22 protein-coding genes and 1 pseudogene are annotated in these 24,059 nt (G+C 47.1%); 19 read left to right on the plus strand and 4 right to left on the minus strand.

Annotated features, from left to right (window positions below; genetic code table 11):
* Nucleotides 1-23: 23 nt before the first annotated feature.
* From narJ to RUW00_RS10045, 5 genes are all read left to right on the plus strand, one after another.
* Nucleotides 24-578: a nitrate reductase molybdenum cofactor assembly chaperone gene (gene narJ / locus RUW00_RS10025; protein ID WP_280144695.1), complete on the plus strand. Its 555-nt coding sequence runs from the start codon at nt 24-26 to the stop codon at nt 576-578.
* Entirely contained in the window at nt 575-1,246 is a 672-nt protein-coding gene (gene narI / locus RUW00_RS10030; RefSeq protein ID WP_280144694.1) for a respiratory nitrate reductase subunit gamma, read from the plus strand. The genes narJ and narI overlap by 4 nt, the downstream gene beginning before the upstream one ends.
* Before the next feature lie 139 nt (nt 1,247-1,385).
* Nucleotides 1,386-2,015: a YitT family protein gene (locus RUW00_RS10035; protein ID WP_160216622.1), complete on the plus strand. Its 630-nt coding sequence runs from the start codon at nt 1,386-1,388 to the stop codon at nt 2,013-2,015.
* Between the two features lie 95 nt (nt 2,016-2,110).
* Nucleotides 2,111-3,613 (plus strand): cardiolipin synthase, encoded by a 1,503-nt coding sequence (gene cls, locus RUW00_RS10040; RefSeq protein WP_280144693.1) that lies wholly within the window; start codon nt 2,111-2,113, stop codon nt 3,611-3,613.
* 80 nt (nt 3,614-3,693) lie between these two features.
* On the plus strand, nt 3,694-5,421 hold the full coding sequence (locus RUW00_RS10045) for an ABC transporter ATP-binding protein (RefSeq protein ID WP_280144692.1): 1,728 nt from the start codon (nt 3,694-3,696) through the stop codon (nt 5,419-5,421).
* Between the two features lie 66 nt (nt 5,422-5,487).
* Here RUW00_RS10045 and RUW00_RS10050 read toward each other — a convergent pair whose 3' ends face one another.
* The 3 genes from RUW00_RS10050 to cls (RUW00_RS10060) all read right to left on the minus strand — a co-directional run bounded on the left by RUW00_RS10050 (nt 5,488) and on the right by cls (RUW00_RS10060) (nt 8,003).
* Nucleotides 5,488-5,760, minus strand: a complete 273-nt coding sequence (locus RUW00_RS10050) for a hypothetical protein (protein WP_003151087.1) — start codon at nt 5,758-5,760, stop codon at nt 5,488-5,490.
* A 68-nt stretch (nt 5,761-5,828) separates the two neighbouring features.
* Nucleotides 5,829-6,791 carry a UV DNA damage repair endonuclease UvsE gene (gene uvsE, locus RUW00_RS10055; protein ID WP_315956603.1) on the minus strand — a complete coding sequence of 321 codons (963 nt, stop codon included), beginning with the start codon at nt 6,789-6,791 and terminating at the stop codon, nt 5,829-5,831.
* 12 nt (nt 6,792-6,803) lie between these two features.
* Nucleotides 6,804-8,003 carry a cardiolipin synthase gene (cls, locus tag RUW00_RS10060; protein WP_315956604.1) on the minus strand — a complete coding sequence of 400 codons (1,200 nt, stop codon included), beginning with the start codon at nt 8,001-8,003 and terminating at the stop codon, nt 6,804-6,806.
* A 138-nt stretch (nt 8,004-8,141) separates the two neighbouring features.
* On the opposite strand from cls (RUW00_RS10060), the gene RUW00_RS10065 reads away from it, so the two are divergent.
* The 3 genes from RUW00_RS10065 to pyrG all read left to right on the plus strand — a co-directional run bounded on the left by RUW00_RS10065 (nt 8,142) and on the right by pyrG (nt 12,853).
* On the plus strand, nt 8,142-10,250 hold the full coding sequence (locus tag RUW00_RS10065) for a (Fe-S)-binding protein (RefSeq protein WP_315956605.1): 2,109 nt from the start codon (nt 8,142-8,144) through the stop codon (nt 10,248-10,250).
* Between the two features lie 227 nt (nt 10,251-10,477).
* Nucleotides 10,478-11,005 (plus strand): DNA-directed RNA polymerase subunit delta, encoded by a 528-nt coding sequence (rpoE, locus tag RUW00_RS10070; protein ID WP_280144690.1) that lies wholly within the window; start codon nt 10,478-10,480, stop codon nt 11,003-11,005.
* 240 nt (nt 11,006-11,245) lie between these two features.
* Nucleotides 11,246-12,853 carry a glutamine hydrolyzing CTP synthase gene (gene pyrG, locus RUW00_RS10075; protein WP_003151098.1) on the plus strand — a complete coding sequence of 536 codons (1,608 nt, stop codon included), beginning with the start codon at nt 11,246-11,248 and terminating at the stop codon, nt 12,851-12,853.
* 47 nt (nt 12,854-12,900) lie between these two features.
* On the opposite strand, the gene RUW00_RS10080 is transcribed toward pyrG, so the two are convergent.
* Nucleotides 12,901-13,422, minus strand: coding sequence for a DUF2529 domain-containing protein (locus RUW00_RS10080; protein WP_007407614.1), 522 nt, complete (start codon nt 13,420-13,422; stop codon nt 12,901-12,903).
* A 164-nt stretch (nt 13,423-13,586) separates the two neighbouring features.
* On the opposite strand from RUW00_RS10080, the gene spo0F reads away from it, so the two are divergent.
* From spo0F to RUW00_RS10135, 11 genes and pseudogenes are all read left to right on the plus strand, one after another.
* On the plus strand, nt 13,587-13,961 hold the full coding sequence (spo0F, locus tag RUW00_RS10085; protein ID WP_012118670.1) for a sporulation initiation phosphotransferase Spo0F: 375 nt from the start codon (nt 13,587-13,589) through the stop codon (nt 13,959-13,961).
* A gap of 175 nt (nt 13,962-14,136) precedes the next feature.
* The gene (locus tag RUW00_RS10090) at nt 14,137-14,994 is read left to right on the plus strand and encodes a class II fructose-bisphosphate aldolase (RefSeq protein ID WP_003151102.1); all 858 of its coding nucleotides are present in this window, start codon (nt 14,137-14,139) and stop codon (nt 14,992-14,994) included.
* Nucleotides 14,995-15,112: 118 nt separating this feature from the next.
* A complete protein-coding gene (gene fsa, locus RUW00_RS10095; protein WP_003151103.1) occupies nt 15,113-15,751 on the plus strand; it encodes a fructose-6-phosphate aldolase in 639 nt (212 codons plus the stop codon).
* 308 nt (nt 15,752-16,059) lie between these two features.
* Nucleotides 16,060-17,349 carry a UDP-N-acetylglucosamine 1-carboxyvinyltransferase gene (locus RUW00_RS10100; RefSeq protein ID WP_007407612.1) on the plus strand — a complete coding sequence of 430 codons (1,290 nt, stop codon included), beginning with the start codon at nt 16,060-16,062 and terminating at the stop codon, nt 17,347-17,349.
* 33 nt (nt 17,350-17,382) lie between these two features.
* Nucleotides 17,383-18,348 carry a class II fructose-bisphosphatase gene (gene glpX / locus RUW00_RS10105; RefSeq protein ID WP_003151105.1) on the plus strand — a complete coding sequence of 322 codons (966 nt, stop codon included), beginning with the start codon at nt 17,383-17,385 and terminating at the stop codon, nt 18,346-18,348.
* A 201-nt stretch (nt 18,349-18,549) separates the two neighbouring features.
* Nucleotides 18,550-18,758, plus strand: a pseudogene (locus RUW00_RS22995) (hypothetical protein).
* Nucleotides 18,755-20,041, plus strand: coding sequence for a transcription termination factor Rho (gene rho, locus RUW00_RS10115; protein WP_003151107.1), 1,287 nt, complete (start codon nt 18,755-18,757; stop codon nt 20,039-20,041). The pseudogene RUW00_RS22995 and the gene rho overlap by 4 nt, the downstream one beginning before the upstream one ends.
* Nucleotides 20,042-20,162: 121 nt before the next feature.
* The gene (rpmE, locus tag RUW00_RS10120) at nt 20,163-20,363 is read left to right on the plus strand and encodes a 50S ribosomal protein L31 (RefSeq protein WP_003151132.1); all 201 of its coding nucleotides are present in this window, start codon (nt 20,163-20,165) and stop codon (nt 20,361-20,363) included.
* Between the two features lie 84 nt (nt 20,364-20,447).
* Entirely contained in the window at nt 20,448-21,038 is a 591-nt protein-coding gene (locus RUW00_RS10125; protein WP_014419111.1) for a thymidine kinase, read from the plus strand.
* A 276-nt stretch (nt 21,039-21,314) separates the two neighbouring features.
* Nucleotides 21,315-23,012 carry an oxaloacetate-decarboxylating malate dehydrogenase gene (malS, locus tag RUW00_RS10130; RefSeq protein ID WP_007407609.1) on the plus strand — a complete coding sequence of 566 codons (1,698 nt, stop codon included), beginning with the start codon at nt 21,315-21,317 and terminating at the stop codon, nt 23,010-23,012.
* 86 nt (nt 23,013-23,098) lie between these two features.
* A complete protein-coding gene (locus tag RUW00_RS10135) occupies nt 23,099-24,055 on the plus strand; it encodes an AEC family transporter (RefSeq protein ID WP_007407608.1) in 957 nt (318 codons plus the stop codon).
* The last annotated feature ends 4 nt before the right edge of the window (nt 24,056-24,059 follow it).

Consider the following 24,059-nt stretch of genomic DNA (forward strand, 5'->3'; position numbering starts at 1 on the left):
TTTGATAAATGAGGTGTAACAAGATGAACACCACAGACCGGCAAATGACGTTCTCCGCTCTTTCCACTCTTCTCTCTTATCCGGATGAAGAGTGGAGAGCCGAGATTCCCGATTGGAAGGCTCTTATCCATGAAATCAGCAACCGGCAAATCCGGGAGAAGCTGCTGCACTTTTTCGAAGCGTCAGCCAGCTTTTCACCGGAAGCGCTGATTGAACACTATGTCTATACATTCGACTTTGGGAAAAAAACAAATATGTATGTCACCTACTTTAACTCGGGCGAGCAAAGGGAACGCGGCGTTGAATTGCTGCATTTAAAAAACACATACGAGCAATCCGGTTTCCTGCCGACAGAGAAAGAGCTGCCTGATTATCTGCCGCTGATGCTGGAATTTGCTGCGGCTGCAGAAATTGAAGCAGCGAGAAGCGTGTTTGAGAAATATCTGTCCAATGTGAGGGAGCTGGCATCCCGTCTCGAAAAAAATGACAGTATATACGCTGCACTGCTGCACGTGCTGCTGGCCGCGCTTGAAAACATTGGCGTACGTGAAAGCGTTGAAGGGGCTGTTCAGGCATGAGCGGGCAGATCCTCTGGGGTATTATGCCATACATTGTATTGACAATCTTTATCGGCGGCCATATTTACCGCTACCAGCATGACCAACTTGGCTGGACGGCGAAATCAAGCGAGATGTTAGAAAAGAAAAAACTCGCCGCGGGCAGCACACTTTTTCACTGGGGACTGCTGTGCGTTGTCGGCGGGCATGTCATGGGGATTCTGATCCCGGAAGGCGTGTATGCTTCCCTTGGTATTTCAGAGCATATGTATCACAAAATGGCGATTGGCGCTGGCTTGCCGGCGGGCATTGCGGCATGTACCGGACTTGTCATCCTGACGTACAGAAGGCTGTTTGACAAAAGGATCCGCAAAACGAGCTCGCCATCAGATATCCTTACGCTCCTCCTGCTGCTGTTCATGATGCTGTCAGGCGTTACGGCCACGTTTCTCAACATTGATTCGAAAGGCTTCGATTACCGGACAACAGTCGGACCGTGGTTCAGGGAAATCGCTTTGTTCCGGCCTGACCCCTCGTTGATGGAGAGTGTCCCGCTATGGTTTAAGTTTCATATTGTGATAGGCTACGTCGTTTTTATCCTGTGGCCGTTTACGAGATTGGTTCATGTGTTCAGTCTGCCGCTCAAGTATCTGACCCGCAGCTACGTTGTATATCGGAAACGCTCGTGAAAATCCCCCCTGCAAGAGGGGGATTTTTTATGGTGAAAAAATAAAAACATAAGATATTTTCTGCCAAGGTAATGGCTGGGCGGCGGGAATTCCTGTTATGTTTTATTTGGAAATAACATCAACAAAAGGAGAGTGAAGAATGAAGCGGATTTTCCTCATTTTAGCCGCCTGTCTGATGACAAGCGCCGGCGTCCTGACACTCAGACATTCTCATGTATTAACCGGCGGTACAGCGGGACTGTCACTAAGCCTGTCATACGTGTTTCATTCCTCGTTTGCGATGATCTTCTTTCTGATCAATATCCCGTTTTATATATTTTCTCTCATCAGAATGGGAATCAATTTCACTCTATCCACCGTTTTTGCGGTCACAGCGCTGACTCTGTTTACCGGTGCGGATCACTGGCTGCCGCCGGTTTCTGTTTCACCGCTTGCCGGGGCGATTTGCGGCGGGGCGCTGATCGGGTTCGGCCTGTCGCTCATGTTTTATCATCAGGCATCGCTCGGCGGCGCCAATATCCTCGCTTTATTTCTGCAAAAGCGCTGCGGATGGAATCCGGGTGCCGTTAATTTCCTCTTCGATTTTGGCGTCGTGCTGGCCGGCATTTTCTCCGTCGGATTGCTGAAAGGGCTCTTCTCCTTAGTGTCGATAGCGGTCACCGGTCTGATCATCGGCATCTTCAAAAATAAAATCAAAGGCAGCTGCTCGCTTAATCCGGCATTGCTTCAGAACATCACACCCGGCCAATCACAGGAAGCGTCATCATAAGCCTTTCCGCTCGTGCGGAGAGGCTTTTTCATATGTTTACAAGCCGGAAAACAGAGGGTATACAGAGATATCGGATCAGATGGGAGAGAGTCGGGATGCTGAAAAGGAGACTGGAATTTTGCTTTTTATATATGATGCTTATCGGAGCATATGTCATATGGTTTTTTCCGGTTTCCAGGCTTGAGTTTTACGGAGGAGTGCTTTGCTATGCAAGCATTATTTTGTTCAGCATTTATTCGTTAATTCTTGAAAACCGCACCTCGCAGCACACGCTGTTATGGATTCATATTCTTGTGTTTTTTCCGATCGCCGGGTACTTATTTTACCTTTTTTCCGGCCAGCTTTATGAAAAAGGCAAGCTGTTCAGGTCGAAACGGACATACAACCGGGAAAAGCTGAGAACGATATTTGATATGGAACAAACTCCCGATCTGACCGGGCTGAAAGGAAATCAGAAGCGTTTCTTTCAATATTCAATCAAAGCGTCCCATATGAATATCAATACAAAAAGCAGGCTGAAGGTGCTTAAAAACGGGGATGAAACATTTCCGGAGCTGTTTGAGGCGCTCCGGGAGGCCACGTCATTTATACATATTGAGTATTACATGTTCAAATCAGACATGCTCGGGCACAAGATGATGGACATTATGATGGAAAAAGCGCGTCAAGGCGTGGAAGTGCGGTTTTTGTTCGACGCGGCCGGCAGCCTGAAGCTGGCCGGAAAAGATATTAAAAAACTGAAACGCGCGGGCGTGAACATCGTCCCGTTTCTGCCGCTGAAATACGGTTTTTTCAACCAAAAATTCAATTTCAGAAATCACCGCAAGATCGTCATCGTTGACGGGAAAGTCGGTTTTGTCGGCGGGCTGAATGTCGGCAAGGAGTATATCGGCAAAGACCAAGATGTCGGCTTTTGGCGGGACACCCATATGAAAGTCGAAGGAGAAATCGTTCAGACGCTCCACAGCATTTTTATGCTTGATTGGGAATACGTTTCGGATGAGGTGCTGATTGATCAGAAAGCATATACCCGCCCGGTTGCGGCAGAAAGCGGCGGCGTCTATCAAGTCGTTCCGACAGGCCCCGATATGAAGGAGCGGATGAGCGATCTGTATTATGCCATGATAGCGGCGGCCGAATCGTCTGTATGGATCGCGACGCCTTATTTCGTGCCGAATGAGCCGATCCGCACAGCGCTAAAGGAGGCTGCTGCCAGGGGCGTCCGGGTGCGTGTCATGGTGCCGGAAACCAATGACGGATTTTTAACCCAGTACGCGACGAGATCGTATTTCCCCGAGCTTCTTCGCGAAGGAATCGAAGTCTATTCCTATCAAAAAGGCTTTATGCATCAAAAGGTGCTCATCACTGACGGAAACCTCGCCTCTGTCGGGACGGCGAACATGGACATGAGAAGCTTTCAGCTGAACTTTGAAGTCAATGTCTTTTTTACAGATCAAGAGGCGATCAAAGATCTTGAAGCGCATTATCTGGAGGATATGAAGGAGTCTGAAAAAATCAGCCCCGTCCGTTTCTATAAGCGCACATTATGGGAAAGAACGAAGGAATCCTTCGCACGGTTATTTTCCGGCGTTTTATAAAAAACGCTTTTAAAACTCCTTGTGTATAGTATAATTGAGAAATATTATCATTAAGAAAGAGGCACAAGGAGGACGGAATCGTGCTGCGACAATTTTTTTCTTATTATAAACCGTACAAGAAGCTGTTTTTTCTCGACTTCTTTTCTGCCATCGCCGGCGGATTGATGGAGCTGAGTTTTCCTCTGATTGTCAATTACTTTATCGATACATTGCTCCCGGGGCGGGATTGGAGTCTGATTATTTTGACTTCCGCTGCTTTATTCGGGGTCTACGCCCTCAGCTCGGCGCTTCAGTATGTTGTGACGTATTGGGGCCATATGCTCGGCATTAACATTGAAACCGATATGCGGAAAAAGCTTTTTGACCATCTGCAAAAGCTTTCGTTCAAATTTTACGATAACAACAAAACGGGCAGTTTAATGTCCAAGCTCACCAATGATTTGATGTATATCGGAGAAACCGCCCACCACGGGCCTGAAGACCTGTTTATCGCGATCATGACGATTTTGGGCGCGTTCGGTGTGATGCTGTTCATTAACTGGCAGCTCGCTCTGTTGACCTTTATCATTATGCCGGTCGTCATTTGGCTTGCTTTGTATTTTAATAAAAAAATGACCTCTGCGTTTACAAAACTGAACAAAGACGTCGGAGACTTCAGCGCGAGGGTTGAAAACAATATCGGCGGCATCCGTCTTGTTCAGGCTTTCAGCAATGAAGCGTTTGAAACGCAGCGGTTTGATGTGAACAATCAGCGTTTCCGCAAAACAAAGCTGACGTCTTATAAAATCATGGCGAAAAACGGCTCGATCAGTTACATGCTGACAAGATTCGTCACGCTGTTCGTCCTGTTGTGCGGGACATGGTTCGTGATCCGCGGATCGCTATCTTACGGGGAATTTGTCGCTTTTGTGCTGCTGACGAACGTTCTGTTCCGTCCGATTGATAAAATCAATGCGATTATTGAGATGTATCCGAGAGGCATTGCCGGTTTTAAAAGCTTTATGGAGATACTGGAAACGGAGCCTGATATCAAGGACGCCCCGAACGCGAGACATGTGTCAGGTTTAAAAGGGAATATCCGCTATGAACAGGTGTCGTTCGGTTACGAAGAAAACAGTCCGGTTCTGTCGGGAATCAATTTGTCCATTCATGCCGGGGAGACAGTCGCATTCGTTGGGCCTTCGGGAGCGGGGAAATCAACGCTGACAAGTCTGCTGCCGCGCTTTTATGAGCCATCTGAAGGCGTGATTTCCATCGACGGCATCGATATTAAGGACATGACGCTGTCATCATTGCGCGGACAAATCGGCGTCGTCCAGCAGGATGTCTTTCTGTTTTCCGGCACATTGCGGGAAAACATTGCTTACGGGCGGCTGGACGCGTCTGAGGAAGAAATCTGGCAGGCCGTCCGCCAGGCGCATTTAGAGGATTTGGTAAACGGGTATCCCGACGGTTTAAACACGGTAATCGGCGAGCGCGGCGTGAAACTGTCAGGCGGGCAGAAGCAGCGGCTTTCCATCGCCAGAATGTTTTTGAAAAACCCGTCGATCTTAATTTTAGACGAGGCTACATCAGCCCTCGATACAGAAACGGAAGCCGCCATTCAAAAATCGCTGCAAGAGCTGTCTGAAGGACGCACAACGCTTGTGATCGCCCATCGGCTGGCTACGATTAAGGATGCGGACCGGATCGTCGTCGTCACGAAAGAAGGCATTGCTGAACAAGGTCATCATAAGGAACTGCTGGCATCCGGCGGCATGTACCAGAGACTTCATCAGGCGCAATTCGGCGAGCTGATACATCAATAAAAGAAAAAGGATAGACAAAAGGGGCCGGGCAGCCTCCTGTCTATCCTTTTTTTATGTAGTCTGTATTTAATGGGCTTCTTTTTGCGCAGGTTCGATGATATGTTTGAAACGGTCAACAAGCTGCACCGCTTTCTTTCCTTCCACTACAATTAAGTATTCTTGTTCTTTATGGGCCATTCTGAACGTTTCCAGCTCAATGATATCTTTGATTTTGCACATCGTTTTTTTAGAGTAGATATACAGCTCGTGGCCTCCCGTGTGGCAAAGCTGATAAAGCTGAAGCATGTTTCGTAAAGTGAACTTCTTAGCGGCTATTTTCAAAGATGTAATGTTTTTCATATGTTTTCTCCTCCGTCTGATGGTCTGTTATTTCGGAAATTCCCCATATAAACGGGTGATAAACCTGGTTATGCCTTCCACTTCAGCACTCCGCCCGCCAGGCGTTTGACTCCGCGGATGGCGCTTAATTCTTCGACGAGCCGGAGCAGCGCCCGGTCTTTCTCTTTCGCCTCAATCATAAAGTCGATGTCCGTATCCCATTGTCTGAACCGCTCCAGCACCGGCAGAATAAAATTCGCATCCACATAGTCCGCATGACTGCGTAAGGCTGATTCTGATTTTGGCGAGGAGAGATGGACCTTCGGCTTTAAGCCGATCCGCTGCCATGTTTTGATCATCCGCGGAAGAATGTCATCTAAATCAGCGTCATCGGTCGGATTGGCGTAAAAATGGTGATAATCAAACACAAACGGAATGCCTTCTTGCTCACAAACACTGAGTGTTTCCTCGGACGTATACGTTTTATCATCGTTTTCCAAAGTCATCCGCTGTTTGATGACATCGGGAAGTTCTTTCAGATTCACGCGGAAACGGCCAAGCGCGCTTTGTTTGTCGCCGTAAGCGCCTCCGACATGGATGTTGATGACGGAACGGTCAGCGATGCCCATTGCATCCAGCATGTCATAATGATAGGCCATATCCTTGACCGCATTTGCGGTAATCTCCTGTTTCGGGCTTGTAAAAAGCGTGAATTGGTTCGGATGAAAGCTCGTTCTGAGATCATATTTTCTGACCAGCCCGCCGATCTCACTGAACTCCTGACGAAACGGCGTGACAAAATCCCACAGTACATCCGGATGGGTGGCGAGCGGCACAATCGAGCTTGAGAATCTGTACAGCGGAATGCCGTGGCTGATCACATAGTGGATGGTGCGCAGCGTATTGGTGAGATTTGCTTTCGTCACAGAAAGCAGGGCGTCTTTCCGCTCACTGCGGGAAAGCTTGGTATAGCGCGCATATGTTAACGTTTTGGCGGGGGACGCGTTCCAAAGGCACATGGCGTTTGCGACGAATCCGAATCTGAACAGCATATGGTTTCTCCTTTATAAAAAGTAAGATATGGCCTTTCCCAGCCATTCTGCAGGAAGCTGTCTGACGGAGCGCTGTTTCACTTTTTCTAATGTGAGAAGCTCGGATTTTTCGATGTCCTGCTTTATGGTTGAAAGCACTTCCTTTGTAAAGGCTTCATCATGAATGATGACATTCACCTCTTCATTCCAGAACAGGCTCCGTTTATCAAAATTCGGCGTGCCGATAATGCTGATGCGGTCATCTATAATGAAGGCTTTGACATGATAAAAGCCTTGATAATACCGATAGATGAGGCAGCCGGCCTTCAGAAGCTCGGGATAATAAGTAAAAGCTGTTTCCCGAACGAGCGGGTGGTCTGACTTCATCGGCACGATCAAGATGACTTTGACGCCTTTTCGGCAGGCTGAAATAAGCGCTTCCTGAAGCTTTTTGCTCGGTACATAATAAGGCGTGCCGATAATGATTTTTTTCTCCGCCTTACGGATGCAGTTTTCATAATGCGATTCAAGCGAAAAACCGTCAGATGCATATGTCCTATGAAAGATATTCCCTTCGGATAATGCCGGATAAACCCCGGGTGATCCGGGTGCTTTTCCGGTGTTTCGTTTCAGGTCGCTTATAAAAAGAGTCTGAAGATCCGCCGTGCCTTCGCCGGTCATCCGCAGGTGATAATCCTCCCAGTTTCCGAACTTCGCTTTTTTGCCGAGGTACTCTTCAGCGATATTAAAACCGCCGACATAGCCGATTTTGCCGTCAATGACGGTCACTTTCCGGTGATTCCGTTTTTGCAGCCTGAAAAATAGAAACGGAAATGCCGGTTTATTTAGAAAATGAACGTGAACGCCGGCTTTTTTCATCGTTTGAATAGAAGGCTTTTTCACTGGGCGGCTGCCCGCCCAATCCAGCAGCAGATATACGGAGACGCCGGCCTGGGCCTTTTCTTTCAATAAATGAAACATCTCATGGCTGACTTGGTCGTTCTTCATAATAAAAAACATCATATGAATAGAAGAGACGGCTTGGCGGATATCAGCCGTCATCTGCCGCACAAGCTCGCTGCCGCAGTGAATGAGTGTGATATCACTCTTTTTCGGGTCAAAAACGGGCTCATACGCCTGTTTTTTGTACGCCGCACGGCCAAGCAGCATATCAAGCAGCATAAGTGCGATCAATATGATAAAAATGACAAGCAACACAAAAATGACCTTCATACCGACGCTCCTTTCCGAAGTATCCGTAGTGTGCCCTGAGAATGTGAATTTAATTATTGACTGAACACTCATTCATTATTTATGATAAAGTAAAGATATGACAATGAAGAGGGGAATCAGAACAAAGGGGGAGACAAGATGAACGCATTTCTCATGGTAAACACGCTGCTGTTTTCAGCTGTAACCGCTTACGCCGTTTATTTATTCGTTTACCTGATCAGAACGAGGATCGCTTATATTAAGCTCGGCCAAAGGGAAGAATTTGATAAACGCCTGAAAGAACGTCTTCAGAAGATATGGGTGAATGTGTTCGGACAGAAAAAACTGCTGAAAGATAAAAAGAGCGGAATCATCCACGTTCTGTTTTTTTACGGTTTTATACTCGTTCAGTTCGGCGCAATTGATTTTATTCTGAAAGGGCTGCTTCCTGACCGGCATCTGCCGTTCGGTCCGCTTTATCCGGCGTTTACCTTTTTTCAGGAAATCGTCACGTTTCTGATTTTAATCGCCGTAGTCTGGGCGTTTTACCGGCGCTACATTGAAAAACTCGTCAGACTGAAACGCGGGTTTAAAGCGGGGCTTGTCCTGCTGTTTATCGGCGGACTGATGGTGACGGTGCTTCTCGGGAACGCCATGAACCTTTTATGGCACGATCATTCTCTGTCTTGGACGGAACCGATCGCTTCCTCCATTGCGTTTGTGCTCGGCGGTCTTTCAGCGCCGGCGGCCGCCGCCGTGTTTTATGTTTCATGGTGGCTTCATCTGTTGTTTTTGCTCAGCTTTTTAGTGTACGTGCCGCAATCAAAGCATGCGCACTTAATTGCGGGTCCGGCGAATGTGTTCCTCAGCAGGATGGATTCAAAAGGAAAGCTGGAAAAAATCGATTTCACCGATGAGACGAAAGAAAGCTACGGCGTCGGAAAGATTGAAGACTTCCGCCGCTCTCAGCTTGTCGACCTTTACGCCTGCGTCGAATGCGGCCGCTGTACAAATATGTGTCCGGCCTCCGGTACGGGCAAGATGCTCTCGCCGATGGACCTCATTTTAAAGCTCAGAGACCATTTGACGGAAAAAGGCGCTGCCGTGACGTCAAAATCTCCGTGGGTGCCCGCGCCCGTTTTTCAGCACACGAAAGCGAATCAGCTCGCCGCGGCTTCCTCAGGGGGAGGATCGCGTGAAGCGGCCGCAGCCATTGATTACAACCCGAGCTTAATCGGCGAGGTCATCACGGAAGAGGAGATTTGGGCGTGCACCACTTGCCGCAACTGTGAAGATCAATGTCCGGTCATGAATGAACACGTTGATAAAATTATCGATCTGCGCCGCTATCTTGTGCTTACGGAAGGGAAGATGGACAGCGACGCGCAGCGGGCCATGACAAGCATTGAAAGACAGGGAAACCCGTGGGGCTTAAACCGGAAAGAGCGGGAGAACTGGCGGGAGCAGGCCGATACAGAGATTCCGACAGTGAAAGAAATGAAAAAACAAGACAAAGAGTTCGACTATTTGTTTTGGGTCGGCTCAATGGGTTCCTACGACAACAGGAGCCAAAAGATTGCCGTCTCATTTGCAAAGCTGCTTAATGAAGCGGGCGTATCCTTTGCGATTCTCGGCAATAAGGAAAAAAACTCAGGCGATACGCCGCGCCGTTTGGGCAACGAGTTTCTGTTCCAAGAGCTGGCGGAACACAACATCGGCGAATTTGAAAAACACGGAATCAAAAAAATCGTCACGATTGATCCGCACGCCTATAATATGTTCAAAAATGAATATCCTGATTTCGGATTCCGGGCCGAAGTCTATCATCATACTGAATTATTAGCCGAGCTTGTGTCACAGGGAAAACTAAAACCGCTTCACCCGGTGAATGAAACGATTACCTTCCATGACTCGTGCTATTTAGGAAGGTACAATGAAGTGTATGAGCCGCCGAGAGCGATCTTAAAAGCCATTCCGGGCGTTCAATTGAAGGAAATGGAGCGCAGCCGCGAAAACGGGATGTGCTGCGGCGCCGGGGGAGGGCTCATGTGGATGGAAGAAGAAACGGGAGCGAGAATCAACACGGCCCGGACTGAGCAGGCGCTTTCTGTCAGTCCGACGGTCATCAGCTCCGGATGTCCTTACTGTCTGACCATGCTCGGTGACGGTACGAAAGCGAAAGAAGCCGAAGACGCGATCGGCACTTATGATGTCAGTGAATTGCTCGCCATGTCTGTATTCGGCGCTGAAAAACAAGAGTCTTTATAGAAAGAAGCGGGCCGCCGGCGCATATGCCGGCGGCTTTGTTTTCGCACATCAGCCGATTTATGAAGGGACGGCTCTAAAATTTCTTAAATTACGCTGTTAAGGGTAGCATATTCTGTTTTAATTTGTTTATAATGAGAGGTATGGTTTATGAACAAAACAATACAAATTCGTTCTTATTATAGGATAGAAACAGATACATATAAGTAATAGAAAGGGAGTGTCCGACCTTGAGTATCAAACAATATTCTCAGGAACAGCTGAAGCAGATGGCTTTAGTTGAAATCGCTCACGAAATTTTCTCAGAACATAAAAAACCGGTTCCGTTCCAGGAGCTGCTGAATGAAATGATCTCCTTGCTCGGTGTTACGAAAGAGGAACTGGGCGACCGTATCGCCCAATTTTATACAGACCTGAACATTGACGGCCGCTTTATTGCTCTGTCAGACCAGACGTGGGGGCTTCGCAGCTGGTATCCGTACGATCAGCTGGACGAAGAAACACAGCCGACTGTAAAAGCGAAAAAGAAAAAAGCGAAAAAAGTCGTTGAGGAAGATCTCGACCTTGATGAATTCGAGGAAGTTGATGAAGATGACATCGATCTCGATGAAATGGAAGAAGATATTGACCTTGACGCAGACAGCTTTGACGACGAAGATATCGATGAAGAAGATGACGACGAGCTTGAGATTGAAGAGGATATGATTGAAGAAGATGAGGAAGATGATGAGGATGAAGACGAGGATCAAAAACGCTGATTTCATATCAGCAAAACGATCTTGACTTTCATTGTCGAACTATGTAGTATGTATTTTGGGCTCTTCAAAAAGAAGAGAATTCATAAGAGTGCTACGCTCCCTTTCAAGAAATTGAAAGGGAGCTTTCTTATTTTCATCTCCCAAATTCTTTTACACATCATTTGTTTTTAGTGAAATGATTTTCTATAAAACGGCACATTTTAAGGAATGTAGCGCAGACCGAAGAGAGGAGCAAACGAAATGACGAAATATATTTTTGTAACCGGGGGAGTAGTATCATCACTCGGAAAAGGAATTGTGGCTGCATCACTTGGCCGCCTTTTGAAAAACAGAGGCATGAGCGTCACTATCCAAAAATTTGACCCTTATATCAACGTTGACCCGGGAACGATGAGCCCGTACCAGCACGGTGAGGTATTCGTTACCGATGACGGCGCTGAGACTGACCTTGACTTAGGGCATTATGAGCGTTTCATTGACATTAATCTGAACAGATTCAGCAATGTGACGACCGGTAAAATCTATTCTGCCGTATTGAAAAAAGAGCGCCGCGGGGACTACCTCGGCGGAACGGTTCAGGTCATTCCGCACATCACAAATGAACTGAAAGACCGCGTGTACCGTGCAGGCAAAGAAACAAACGCAGATGTAGTCATTACTGAGATCGGCGGAACAGTGGGAGACATCGAATCCCTTCCGTTCCTTGAAGCCATCCGTCAAATGAAAAGCGACATCGGCCATGAAAACGTGATGTACATTCACTGTACGCTTGTTCCGTACATCAAAGCGGCGGGCGAGCTGAAAACAAAACCGACGCAGCACAGCGTAAAAGAGCTGAGAAGCCTCGGTATTCAGCCTAATATCATCGTCGTGCGCACGGAAATGCCGATTTCTCAAGATATGAAAGATAAAATCGCGCTCTTCTGCGATATTGACACGAAAGCGGTCATCGAGTGCGAAGATGCGGACAACCTTTACTCCATCCCGCTTAACCTTCAGGAGCAGGGACTCGATAAGCTTGTCTGCGATCATATGAAATTAGAATGCAAAGACCCGGATATGACGGAATGGAAAGACCTTGTCACGAAAGTGAAAAACTTGTCTAAAACCATTACAATCAGCCTCGTCGGTAAATACGTCGAGCTTCAGGACGCTTACATTTCAGTCGTTGAATCACTGCGCCACGCCGGCTATGCGTTTGACGCTGATGTGAAGATCAAATGGATTAACGCCGAAGAAGTGACAGAAAGCAATATTCAAGAGCTGACTGGCGGCACAGACGGAATCATCGTGCCCGGCGGTTTCGGAGACCGCGGCGTAGAAGGGAAAATCATCGCCGCCAAGTATGCGCGTGAGAATAAAATTCCGTTCTTCGGCATCTGCCTCGGTATGCAGATTGCATCCATTGAATATGCGCGAAACGTATTAGGTCTGGAAGGGGCTCACTCTGCGGAGATCGATCCGTCCACTCCTTATCCGATCATCGACCTTCTGCCGGAACAAAAAGATGTCGAGGATCTTGGAGGAACGCTTCGTCTCGGACTGTACCCTTGTAAGCTTCAGGAAGACACGAAAGCCTTCGAAGCGTATGCGGATGAAGTGGTATACGAACGCCACCGCCACCGTTATGAATTCAACAACGAATACAGACAGCAAATGGAAGAGAACGGTTTTGTGTTCTCAGGCACAAGCCCTGACGGCCGTCTTGTGGAAATCATCGAGCTGAAAGACCATCCTTGGTATGTCGCTTGCCAGTTCCACCCTGAGTTCAAATCAAGACCGACAAGACCTCAGCCTTTATTCAAAGACTTTATCGGCGCTTCCGTACAAGCTGCAGAACAGAAGTAATAAAAAAAGACTTGCCTCCTTTAAAAGCGGCAAGTCTTTTTTCTGCATCAGGCATATTCCTGCATCATTTCCTTTAACGTAAAGGACAGTGCGTGATAGACATACAGGCCTGTCATTAATGATGGAAAGCCGTATCTTGTCCCGTCTTCATCAGGCAGAAGCGGCATTTTTAATTTGCTGTCAATATGAACATCACAAAATTCCTCAATCCCGGTTTGATCTTTGATGACAGGAGATACGCCAACGAGGCCGATCCCTTTTTCATAAAGCTTTTGAGCCAGCGCCTGTTCTTCAGCCGTGCCCGGACCTGAACAAAACATCAGCACCCTGTCGCTTTCTGTAATCGAATCAGCTGTATCCGGAAACGCTTTGACGGAAGGCATCGGTTCTGAGCCGAGTTCCGCCTCGCACAAAATGCCCTGCATCTCATTTGCGCCGTATAAATAAATGGTATGACCGCTGACGGCTGCCTGCGCCAGCAGGCGCGCGCCGTCTTCTATTGCTTCGGATTCCTTATCCTGAATGCGGGAAAAAATGCCTGCAAGCTGTGTCGTAAATATCTTTAACATGAGTGAAACCTCCTTTACACATACAAGAACAGTATACAACAAAAGAGAAAATGCTCAGAAAATGTCGGAAAGTAGACTATTATAATTAAAGGAAATGTGAAAATCAAACAGAATACATAAACAACTGCTTCCTTTTGACGAAAATGATAATATTGGGGTGTAAAATGATGAATGAAAAGATTTTAATCGTAGATGACCAATACGGTATACGCATATTGCTCAATGAAGTGTTTCATAAAGAAGGGTACCAGACGTTTCAGGCCGCCAACGGCATACAGGCGCTGGACATCGTAACGAAAGAACGGCCCGATCTCGTGCTTTTAGATATGAAAATCCCCGGCATGGACGGAATCGAAATTCTCAAGCGCATGAAGATGATTGACGAATCCATCCGCGTCATTATCATGACCGCTTACGGAGAACTCGATATGATTAAGGAATCAAAAGAGCTCGGAGCGCTGACCCATTTTGCGAAACCTTTTGACATTGATGAGATCAGAGACGCGGTGAAAAAATATTTACCTCTAAAATCGAATTAATAAAATTAGAAACAATTATGTCATTGTGTTGCCGATTTGTCGAAAAGTTGGTATCCTAGAGATGGAGAAAAAGCGATCTGTTGTTTTACATATGACAGGTTTTTATGGTCATGCTATAGGTGGAAAGCTTTTTTCGAGAAGAAGCAAATCAGGCTACATAAGGAGGACTTTCGACATGCCTTTAGTTTCAATGACGGAAATGTTGAATACAGCTAAAGAAAAAGGATATGCTGTTGGACAATTTAACTTAAATAACCTTGAGTTCACTCAAGCTATTTTACAAGCAGCAGAAGAGGAAAAATCCCCGGTTATTCTTGGTGTTTCAGAAGGCGCGGGACGCTACATGGGCGGCTTCAAAACAGTGGTTGCCATGGTTAAAGCTCTTATGGAAGAATACAAAGTGACAGTTCCTGTCGCCATTCACTTAGACCACGGTTCAAGCTTTGAATCTTGTGCGAAAGCGATTCATGCAGGTTTCACTTCTGTAATGATCGACGCATCTCACCACCCGTTTGAGGAAAACGTAGCAACTACAGCTAAAGTGGTTGAGCTTGCTCATTTCCACGGCGTTTCAGTTGAAGCTGAGCTTGGAACTGTAGGCGGACAGGAAGATGACGTGATCGCTGAAGGCGTAATCTATGCTGACCCTAAAGAGTGTCAAGAACTTGTAGAGCGCACTGGCATCGACTGCCTTGCACCTGCACTGGGTTCTGTTCACGGCCCTTACAAAGGCGAACCGAACCTCGGTTTCAAAGAAATGGAAGATATCGGCAAATCAACCGGCCTTCCGTTAGTACTTCACGGCGGTACAGGAATTCCGACTGCCGACATTAAAAAATCAATCTCACTTGGTACGGCTAAAATCAACGTAAACACTGAAAACCAAATTTCTTCTGCAAAAGCTGTCCGCGAAACATTGGCAGCTAAGCCGAACGAATACGATCCTCGTAAATATCTTGGACCTGCTCGTGAAGCGATCAAAGAAACGGTTATCGGCAAAATGCGTGAGTTCGGTTCTTCAAACCAAGCTTAATCCAATGTAACATCCATAAACCGCCTGACAGCATTGACAGGCGGTTTTATGTCTTACCTTTAGAAAGCGCAATCATGTTTTACAGTTCTGAAAATTTATTACTGGGGAGGCTTTCCTTATGTTATTTTTCATTGATACAGCAAACATTGACGAGATTAAAGAAGCTTATGAACTTGGCGTTCTTGCCGGAGTTACGACAAACCCTAGTTTAGTGGCGAAAGAAGCTGACGTGTCTTTCCATGACAGACTTCGTGAGATTACGGAAGTCGTGAGCGGATCAGTAAGCGCGGAAGTCATTTCCCTGAATGCTGAAGAAATGATTGAAGAAGGTAAAGAACTTGCGAAAATCGCACCGAATATCACGGTGAAAATCCCGATGACGTCTGAAGGGTTAAAAGCCGTAAAAGCGCTGAGCGACCTGAACATTAAAACAAACGTAACGCTCATTTTCAGCGCCAACCAAGCGCTTTTGGCGGCAAGAGCCGGGGCGACTTATGTATCTCCGTTCTTAGGCCGTCTGGATGACATCGGCCATAACGGTCTTGAACTGATTTCAGAAATCAGACAGATTTTTGACATTCATGACATTGATACACAAATCATCGCAGCTTCCATCCGTCATGCGCAGCACGTGACTGAAGCCGCTTTACGCGGTGCGCATATCGGTACGATGCCGCTGAAAGTCATTCACCAGCTGACGAAACATCCGTTAACGGATAAAGGCATCGAGCAATTCTTGGCAGACTGGAATAAATAAAGATAAATAGGGCGGCAAACCGGTTGCATCCGTTTGCCGCACCCTTATGTTTTCCTTTTGGCAGCGGGCCTTCAGTATCAAAGTGAAGAGTGTGTTTCCCCGGAATGTGAACCCGGCGGGCCTCTGTGCATCCTGTGTTAAAAATGCCCCGCAAAGCTTCGCTATTTTCTTCCTGTTATTTTATAATGTCCTTGTATTCTTTCTCTTCGAATTGGCTACATTTTGGACAAGAGCTTTATTTGCAGAGACAGAATAAAATGCCATTTTATTTACGCTCCGCAGCTATCTTCTTATGGAAGGAGACTATCATGGAAAAGTTGAATATTGCCGGCGGCGATCCGTTAAACGGAACCGTACATATCAGCGGTGCGAAAAACAGCGCCGTCGCATTGATACCCGCAACCATTCTGGCAAATTCCGAAGTAACGATCGAAGGGCTTCCGGAGATCTCAGATATTGAAACGCTGCGTGACCTGCTGAAAGAAATCGGCGGAAACGTCCATTTTGAAAAAGGAGAAATGGTCGTCGACCCTTCCCCGATGATCAGCATGCCGCTTCCCAACGGCAAAGTGAAAAAACTCCGCGCTTCCTATTACTTAATGGGCGCGATGCTGGGCCGCTTCAAACAGGCGGTCATCGGACTGCCGGGCGGGTGCCATCTCGGGCCGCGGCCGATTGACCAGCACATCAAAGGGTTTGAAGCGCTTGGGGCGGAAGTCACCAATGAACAAGGCGCGATTTATCTGCGCGCCGAAAGGCTGAGAGGCGCACGGATTTATTTAGATGTCGTCAGCGTCGGAGCGACGATCAATATCATGCTTGCCGCTGTACTGGCTGAAGGTAAAACCGTGATAGAAAACGCCGCCAAGGAACCTGAGATTATTGATGTTGCCACATTGCTCACCAGCATGGGCGCAAAGATCAAAGGCGCGGGAACCAATGTAATCAGAATCGACGGCGTAAAAGAGCTGCATGGATGCAGGCATACGATCATTCCGGACAGAATTGAGGCGGGCACCTTTATGATCGCCGGCGCCGCGATGGGGAAAGAAGTCATTATTGATAATGTCATACCGACTCACCTGGAGTCTTTAACGGCGAAGCTCAGGGAAATGGGTTTTCACATTGAGACGAGTGACGATCAGCTTCTTATGCTCGGCGGGCAGAAGCAGATAAAACCGGTCGACGTAAAAACGCTTGTTTACCCGGGATTTCCGACTGATCTTCAGCAGCCGATGACATCTCTGTTGACGAGAGCCAGCGGCACGAGCGTCGTAACCGACACCATCTACTCGGCCCGATTTAAACATATAGATGAGCTGAGACGGATGGGGGCCAACATGAAAGTGGAAGGCAGGTCGGCCATTATCACCGGTCCGGCCGAGCTTCAGGGCGCAAAAGTAAAGGCGAGCGATCTGCGTGCAGGCGCTTGTCTGGTCGTCGCCGGGCTCATGGCTGACGGCGTAACCGAAATTACCGGTCTCGAGCATTTAGACCGCGGCTACAGCAATCTTGAGAAAAAACTCGAAGGTCTGGGCGCCACAATCTGGCGGCAAAGGCTGACGGACGAAGAGATAGAACAGCTCCAAAATTCATAGAAATGCGGACTTTTGAGAGGAGATCGTGTTGAAATGGAAAGAAGCTTATCGATGGAATTGGTTCGAGTCACTGAAGCGGCGGCTTTAGCATCTGCCAGATGGATGGGCCGCGGGAAAAAAGATGAAGCTGATGATGCGGCGACAAGCGCAATGCGTGACGTGTTTGACACGGTGCCGATGAAAGGCACGGTCGTGATCGGGGAAGGCGAGATGGATGAAGCGCCGATGCTTTACATCGGCGAAAAGCTCGGAAACGGATACGGCCCGCGCGTCGATGTCGCCGTCGATCCTCTTGAAGGCACAAACATCGTAGCGAGCGGCGGCTGGAATGCGCTGACAGTGATCGCGGTCGCCGACCATGGAACACTGCTGAACGCCCCGGATATGTATATGGAAAAAATCGCGGTCGGTCCCGAAGCGGTAGGCTGCATCGATATCGAAGCGCCTGTCATTGATAACTTAAAAGCCGTTGCGAAAGCGAAAAACAAAGACATTGAAGATGTCGTGGCAACCATTTTAAATCGTGACAGACATGAAAAAATCATCTCTGAATTGCGTGAGGCGGGCGCCAGAATCAAACTGATCAACGACGGTGATGTCGCGGGCGCCATCAATACGGCCTTTGACCATACGGGAGTAGACATTCTCTTCGGTTCAGGCGGGGCTCCTGAAGGCGTGCTGTCTGCCGTTGCGTTAAAAGCGCTCGGCGGTGAAATCATCGGCAGGCTTCTGCCGCAAAGTGCGGAAGAGCAGGCCCGCTGTGAGCGAATGGGCCTTGATGTATCCAAAGTGCTCCGGATGGAGGACCTTGTGAGAGGGGATGACGCCATTTTTGCCGCAACGGGCGTCACGGACGGAGAGCTGCTGAAAGGCGTTCAGTTCAAAGGCTCCGTCGGCACGACTGAAAGTCTGGTCATCCGGGCGAAATCAGGAACGGTCCGATTCGTTGACGGAAGACACAGCCTGAAGAAAAAACCAAATCTTGTGATCCGGCCATAAATAGAGAAAAGCGGGACGGAAAGTCCCGCTTTTCTTTTGCAATAAAGAGTCAACCCTATCATTTATATGTCAAAGCATTATTTAAGTTGAATAATTTTTTGAAATGAGGTAAAAATAAAGAGTGCTGCGATTTTTCTGTGTCATTCCTTCTTTTGAGTACTGGGAAATTTTCAAATTCTACCGCATACAGACGATATAAATATTGATCTTCTCAAGTTTTTGTCCTCGCTTCCTTCAAAACTCATTAAGACATTCCTTTTTTAAAAAAGCGCCGATCATGGGTGGAAGTGTTACCGATAGAAGTTCCTGAACGTTTTATAAAAGAATGTGCTTTGGCGGAATCATGCGAAGCAGCCGATTTGAATGAAAACAGCAATACATTGACTATGAAAAGCGTGGTGTTTTTATGAAAGACGTATCTATTTCCTCTTTGGAAAATATGAAATTAAAAGAACTATATGAACTGGCCAGACATTATAAAATCTCCTACTACAGCAAACTGACTAAAAAAGAATTAATCTTTGCCATTCTGAAAGCCAACGCCGAGCAGGAGGATCTTCTGTTTATGGAAGGCGTGCTCGAAATCATCCAATCGGAAGGATTCGGCTTCCTCAGACCGATTAATTACTCGCCAAGCTCAGAAGACATCTACATTTCTGCTTCCCAGATCCGCCGCTTTGATTTAAGAAACGGTGACAAAGTATCCGGCAAGGTGCGGCCGCCGAAAGAAAACGAACGCTATTACGGACTTTTGCACGTTGAAGCGGTAAATGGAGATGATCCGGAATCTGCGAAAGAGCGCGTTCATTTTCCCGCGCTGACTCCGCTTTATCCGGACCGCCAAATGGTGCTTGAGACGAAACCGAATTATCTCTCAACAAGAATTCTCGATATGATGGCTCCCGTCGGTTTCGGCCAGCGCGGTCTGATCGTGGCGCCGCCGAAAGCCGGTAAAACCATGCTGTTGAAAGAAATCGCTAACAGCATTACGACAAATCAGCCTGACGCTGAATTGATCGTTCTCTTAATTGATGAAAGACCGGAAGAAGTAACGGATATTGAACGTTCCGTAGCGGGCGATGTCGTCAGCTCGACGTTCGATGAAGTGCCGGAAAATCACATTAAGGTAGCGGAGCTTGTGCTTGAACGGGCGATGCGTCTCGTTGAACACAAAAAAGACGTTATCATTCTGATGGACAGCATTACCCGCCTGGCACGGGCCTACAACCTCGTTATCCCGCCAAGCGGACGTACGCTTTCCGGCGGGATTGACCCGGCTGCGTTCCATCGTCCGAAGCGCTTTTTCGGTGCCGCGCGAAACATTGAAGAGGGCGGCAGCCTGACCATTTTGGCGACTGCGCTCGTAGACACGGGCTCCCGGATGGATGACGTCATCTATGAAGAGTTTAAAGGAACGGGCAACATGGAGCTTCACCTTGACCGTTCTCTTGCGGAAAGACGGATTTTCCCGGCGATCGATATCCGCCGCTCCGGCACACGGAAGGAAGAGCTGCTCGTGCCGAAAGAGCATCTTGACCGTCTATGGGCGATCCGCAAATCGATGTCTGATTCTCCGGACTTCGCAGAGAAGTTTATGAGAAAAATGAAAAAAACAAAAACGAATCAAGAATTCTTCGATCTGATCAACCAAGAATGGAAGCAGGCAAACCTTTCATCATCAGCCCGCCGCTGATAAAAAATGTATTTGCAAATGCAGTAAATGACTGATATAATTCTCTCATATGCGTTCCGGATTACTCCGGAATAATAACTCTGTTTCCACACGGGATTCAGGGCGGAAGGAGATGGATACAATGAAAGCAGGAATTCATCCTAATTTCAAAAAAGCAACAGTTAAATGCGCTTGCGGAAATGAATTTGAAACAGGCTCAGTAAAAGAAGAGGTACGCGTTGAGATTTGCTCTGAATGCCACCCATTCTACACTGGACGTCAAAAATTCGCTTCTGCTGATGGTCGTGTTGATCGCTTTAACAAAAAATACGGTCTTAAGTAATAATAGATTTTACAGGCAGGCAAGAATTGCTTCTTGCCTGTTTTTTATGTCCATAAACAGGAAAAAAAGGGGAGCGGATAGCCTATGTACATAATGAAGCAAAGCGGATGGCTTGAGCTGATATGCGGCAGCATGTTCTCTGGGAAATCAGAAGAGCTGATCCGCAGAGTGAAAAGAGCGACATATGCGAAGCAGGAGGTCAAGGTGTTCAAACCTGCTATTGATAATCGCTACAGTGAGGAGGCCGTCGTTTCTCACAACGGCACATCCATGACAAGCCACGTCATCTCGTCTTCGGCTGAAATATGGGATCATATCAGTGAAAGCACGGACGTCATCGCGGTAGATGAGGTGCAGTTTTTCGGCGAATCGATCATCGGCGACTTATCCTCGCTTGCGGATAAAGGCTATCGTGTCATCGCGGCCGGACTTGATATGGATTTCCGGGGAGAGCCGTTCGGCGTGGTGCCGAATCTGATGGCGGTTGCCGAATCGGTGACGAAGCTGCAGGCGGTCTGCTCCGTGTGCGGGTCGCCGGCAAGCCGTACGCAGCGTTTGATTGACGGGAAGCCCGCTTCCTATGATGATCCGGTCATTTTAGTCGGCGCGTCGGAGTCATACGAAGCGAGATGCAGACATCATCACGAAGTGCCGAAAAAACAGTCTGATAAATAACCCTTTTCATGAAAACATCGGTAAAAAATCCGGTGTTTTTTTGACGTTTTTTCAAAAATTGTAGTTAAATAACTTAAAAAAGAGTATGAAAAAATTAAGTAATTTTCATCTCTTGAATTTTCATTTTTACAGGCATAAAATGACTAAGTAATGTAAATAGTTATGAGACATTGTTCGAATAATTGTCAAAAAAAGATATAGCAGATCGCGATCACACTAGCCAAAACGGGTAATTACTTAACTTTGTTAACTATTTGAAGAAAGAAGGAGATTTTCTTGAATAATATTAAAGTAACGAAGGAAGGCAACTTAGAAACTACTTTAAGAGGAAAAGAAGTTCTATCTATCCCTACTTTAAATAAAGGTGTTGCGTTTTCAGCAGAAGAAAGAAAAAGCCTTGGATTAGACGGGCTGCTTCCTCCGACAATTCTGTCTCTTGATGAGCAGGCAAAACGCGCATACGAGCAGTTTCAAGCTCAGCCGGACCGCCTTCGCCAAAACGTATATTTGAATGATTTGCAAAACCGTAACGAAGTTCTTTTCTTTAAATTGCTTCAAAACCATCTTCGTGAAATGCTGCCGGTTGTTTACACACCGACTGTCGGTGAAGCGATTCAAGAATACAGTCATGAGTACAGAAGACCTCAAGGAATTTACCTTTCTATCGACAACGTGGAAGGAATCGAAGAGGCATTTGAAAACCTTCATGCCACTGCCGGAGATATTGATCTGATCGTTGCGACAGACTCAGAAAGCATCCTCGGAATCGGTGACTGGGGTGTAGGCGGTATCAACATCGCCATCGGTAAATTAGCGGTATACACAGCTGCTGCCGGTATTGACCCAAGCCGCGTCATTCCTGTCGTTCTTGACGTCGGTACGAACAATGAAAAACTTCTGAACGATCCTTTATACATCGGTAACCGCCATGAACGTATCCAAGGCGAACGTTACGAAGCTTTCGTTGACGCTTATGTAAAAGCTGCGCTTAAATATTTCCCTAAAGCTCTTCTTCACTGGGAAGACCTTGGAAACAAAAACGCGCGCAATATCATGAAGAAATACAACCATGAAATTCTTACATTCAACGATGACATTCAAGGAACAGGTGCGATTACGCTTGCAGGTGTGCTTGCGGCTATGAAGAAAACAGGCGCGTCTATTAAAGACCAGCGTGTGGTTGTCTTCGGTGCGGGATCTGCCGGAATCGGAATCGCTGACCAAATCCGCGACACTATGGTGCTTGCCGGTCTTTCTGAAGAAGAAGCCAACAAAGCGTTCTACACAATGGACTACAGAGGCTTGTTAATAGAAGGTATGGAAAACATCCTTGATTTCCAAGAGCCGTACCTGCGCACAGCTGAAGAAATTAAAGATTGGAAACGCGATGAAAATGGACAAATTCCTTTCATTGAAGTGATCCGTCAAGCGAAACCGACAATCTTAATCGGTACATCAGGCCAAAGCGGCGCGTTCAGTGAAGAAATCGTCAAAGAAATGGCAAAACACGTTGAGCGTCCGGTCATCATGCCGATGTCTAACCCGACACCGCTTGCTGAAGCCGTTCCTAGCGATCTTTTCAAATGGACTGACGGCAAAGTGCTTGTGGCGACAGGAAGCCCGTTTGACAATGTAGAGTACAATGGCGTTTCTCATGAAATCGGACAATCTAACAACGCATTCGCGTTCCCTGGACTTGGTCTCGGTTCAATCGTTGTAGAAGCGAAAGTGATTACTCCTGCAATGTTTGCGGCAACTGCTGACGCAATCGCAGAAAGCGTTGATTTTGAAACACCGGGTGCAGGCCTTCTGCCGAGCATGAGCGACTTACAAGAAGTTTCAATTAAAGTTGCGATCGCCGTAGCGGAAACTGCCATTAAAGAAGGCGTGGCAAACCGCATTCCTGAAAATGTAGAACAAGCCGTTCTTGATGCAATGTGGAAACCGCAATATAAGCAAGTTGTCGCTAAATAATTTTTACGATTAATTTTACAGTCCGAGGGAAAGCTTTTATGTAAAGGCTAAAGTATACGGACATTAAGGATTTGGAGGAGAACATTTTGAGCTTCTTAGATATTTTAATCCTCCTGGCGCCGATCTTTTTCGTGATCGTGCTGGGATGGTTCGCAGGTCGCTTCGGAAGTTATGACGCGAAGTCAGCAAAAGGGGTAAGCACCTTAGTTACGAAGTACGCGCTTCCGGCGCATTTTATCGCAAGTATTTTAACCACTTCAAGAAGTGCGTTTTTATCACAGGTTCCTTTGATGGTCGCTTTGATCATTGGGATTGTCGGATTCTTTATCGTCATTCTGTTGGTTTGCAAATTTATCTTCAAGTATGATTTAACGAATTCATCTGTATTTTCTTTAAACTCTGCACAGCCGACATTTGCTTTTATGGGTATTCCCGTACTAGGAAGCTTATTCGGAGCAAGCGAAGTAGCGATTCCTATCGCCGTTACGGGTATCGTGGTTAACGCCATCCTTGACCCGCTTGCGATCATTATCGCTACTGTCGGTGAGTCATCTAAGAAAAAAGACACTGAAAATGAGAACTTCTGGAAAATGACTGGTAAGTCTATTCTTCACGGTCTTTCCGAACCGCTTGCGGCTGCACCGCTTATCAGTATCATTCTGGTACTCTGCGGTGTAACACTCCCTGGCTTGGGAGAAAAAATGCTTGATCAGCTCGGAAGCACAACATCAGGTGTTGCGCTCTTCGCCGTCGGTGTAACTGTCGGTATCCGCAACATTAAGCTCAGTCTGCCGGCTTTCGGTATCGCTTTGTTAAAAGTTGCCGTTCAGCCTGCGCTGATGTACTTGATCGCTCTTGCAGTCGGACTTCCGGCTGACCAGATCACTAAAGCGGTATTGCTCGTTGCATTCCCTGGATCTGCGGTAGCGGCGATGATTGCCACACGTTTCGAAAAACAAGAGGAAGAAACTGCGTCCGCGTTTGTAATCAGTGCGATTTTATCTCTAATCTCACTGCCGATCATCATTGCGCTGACTGCATAATGAA

Source organism: Bacillus sp. IS1, from assembly GCF_032461585.1.
GTDB lineage: Bacteria > Bacillota > Bacilli > Bacillales > Bacillaceae > Bacillus > Bacillus velezensis.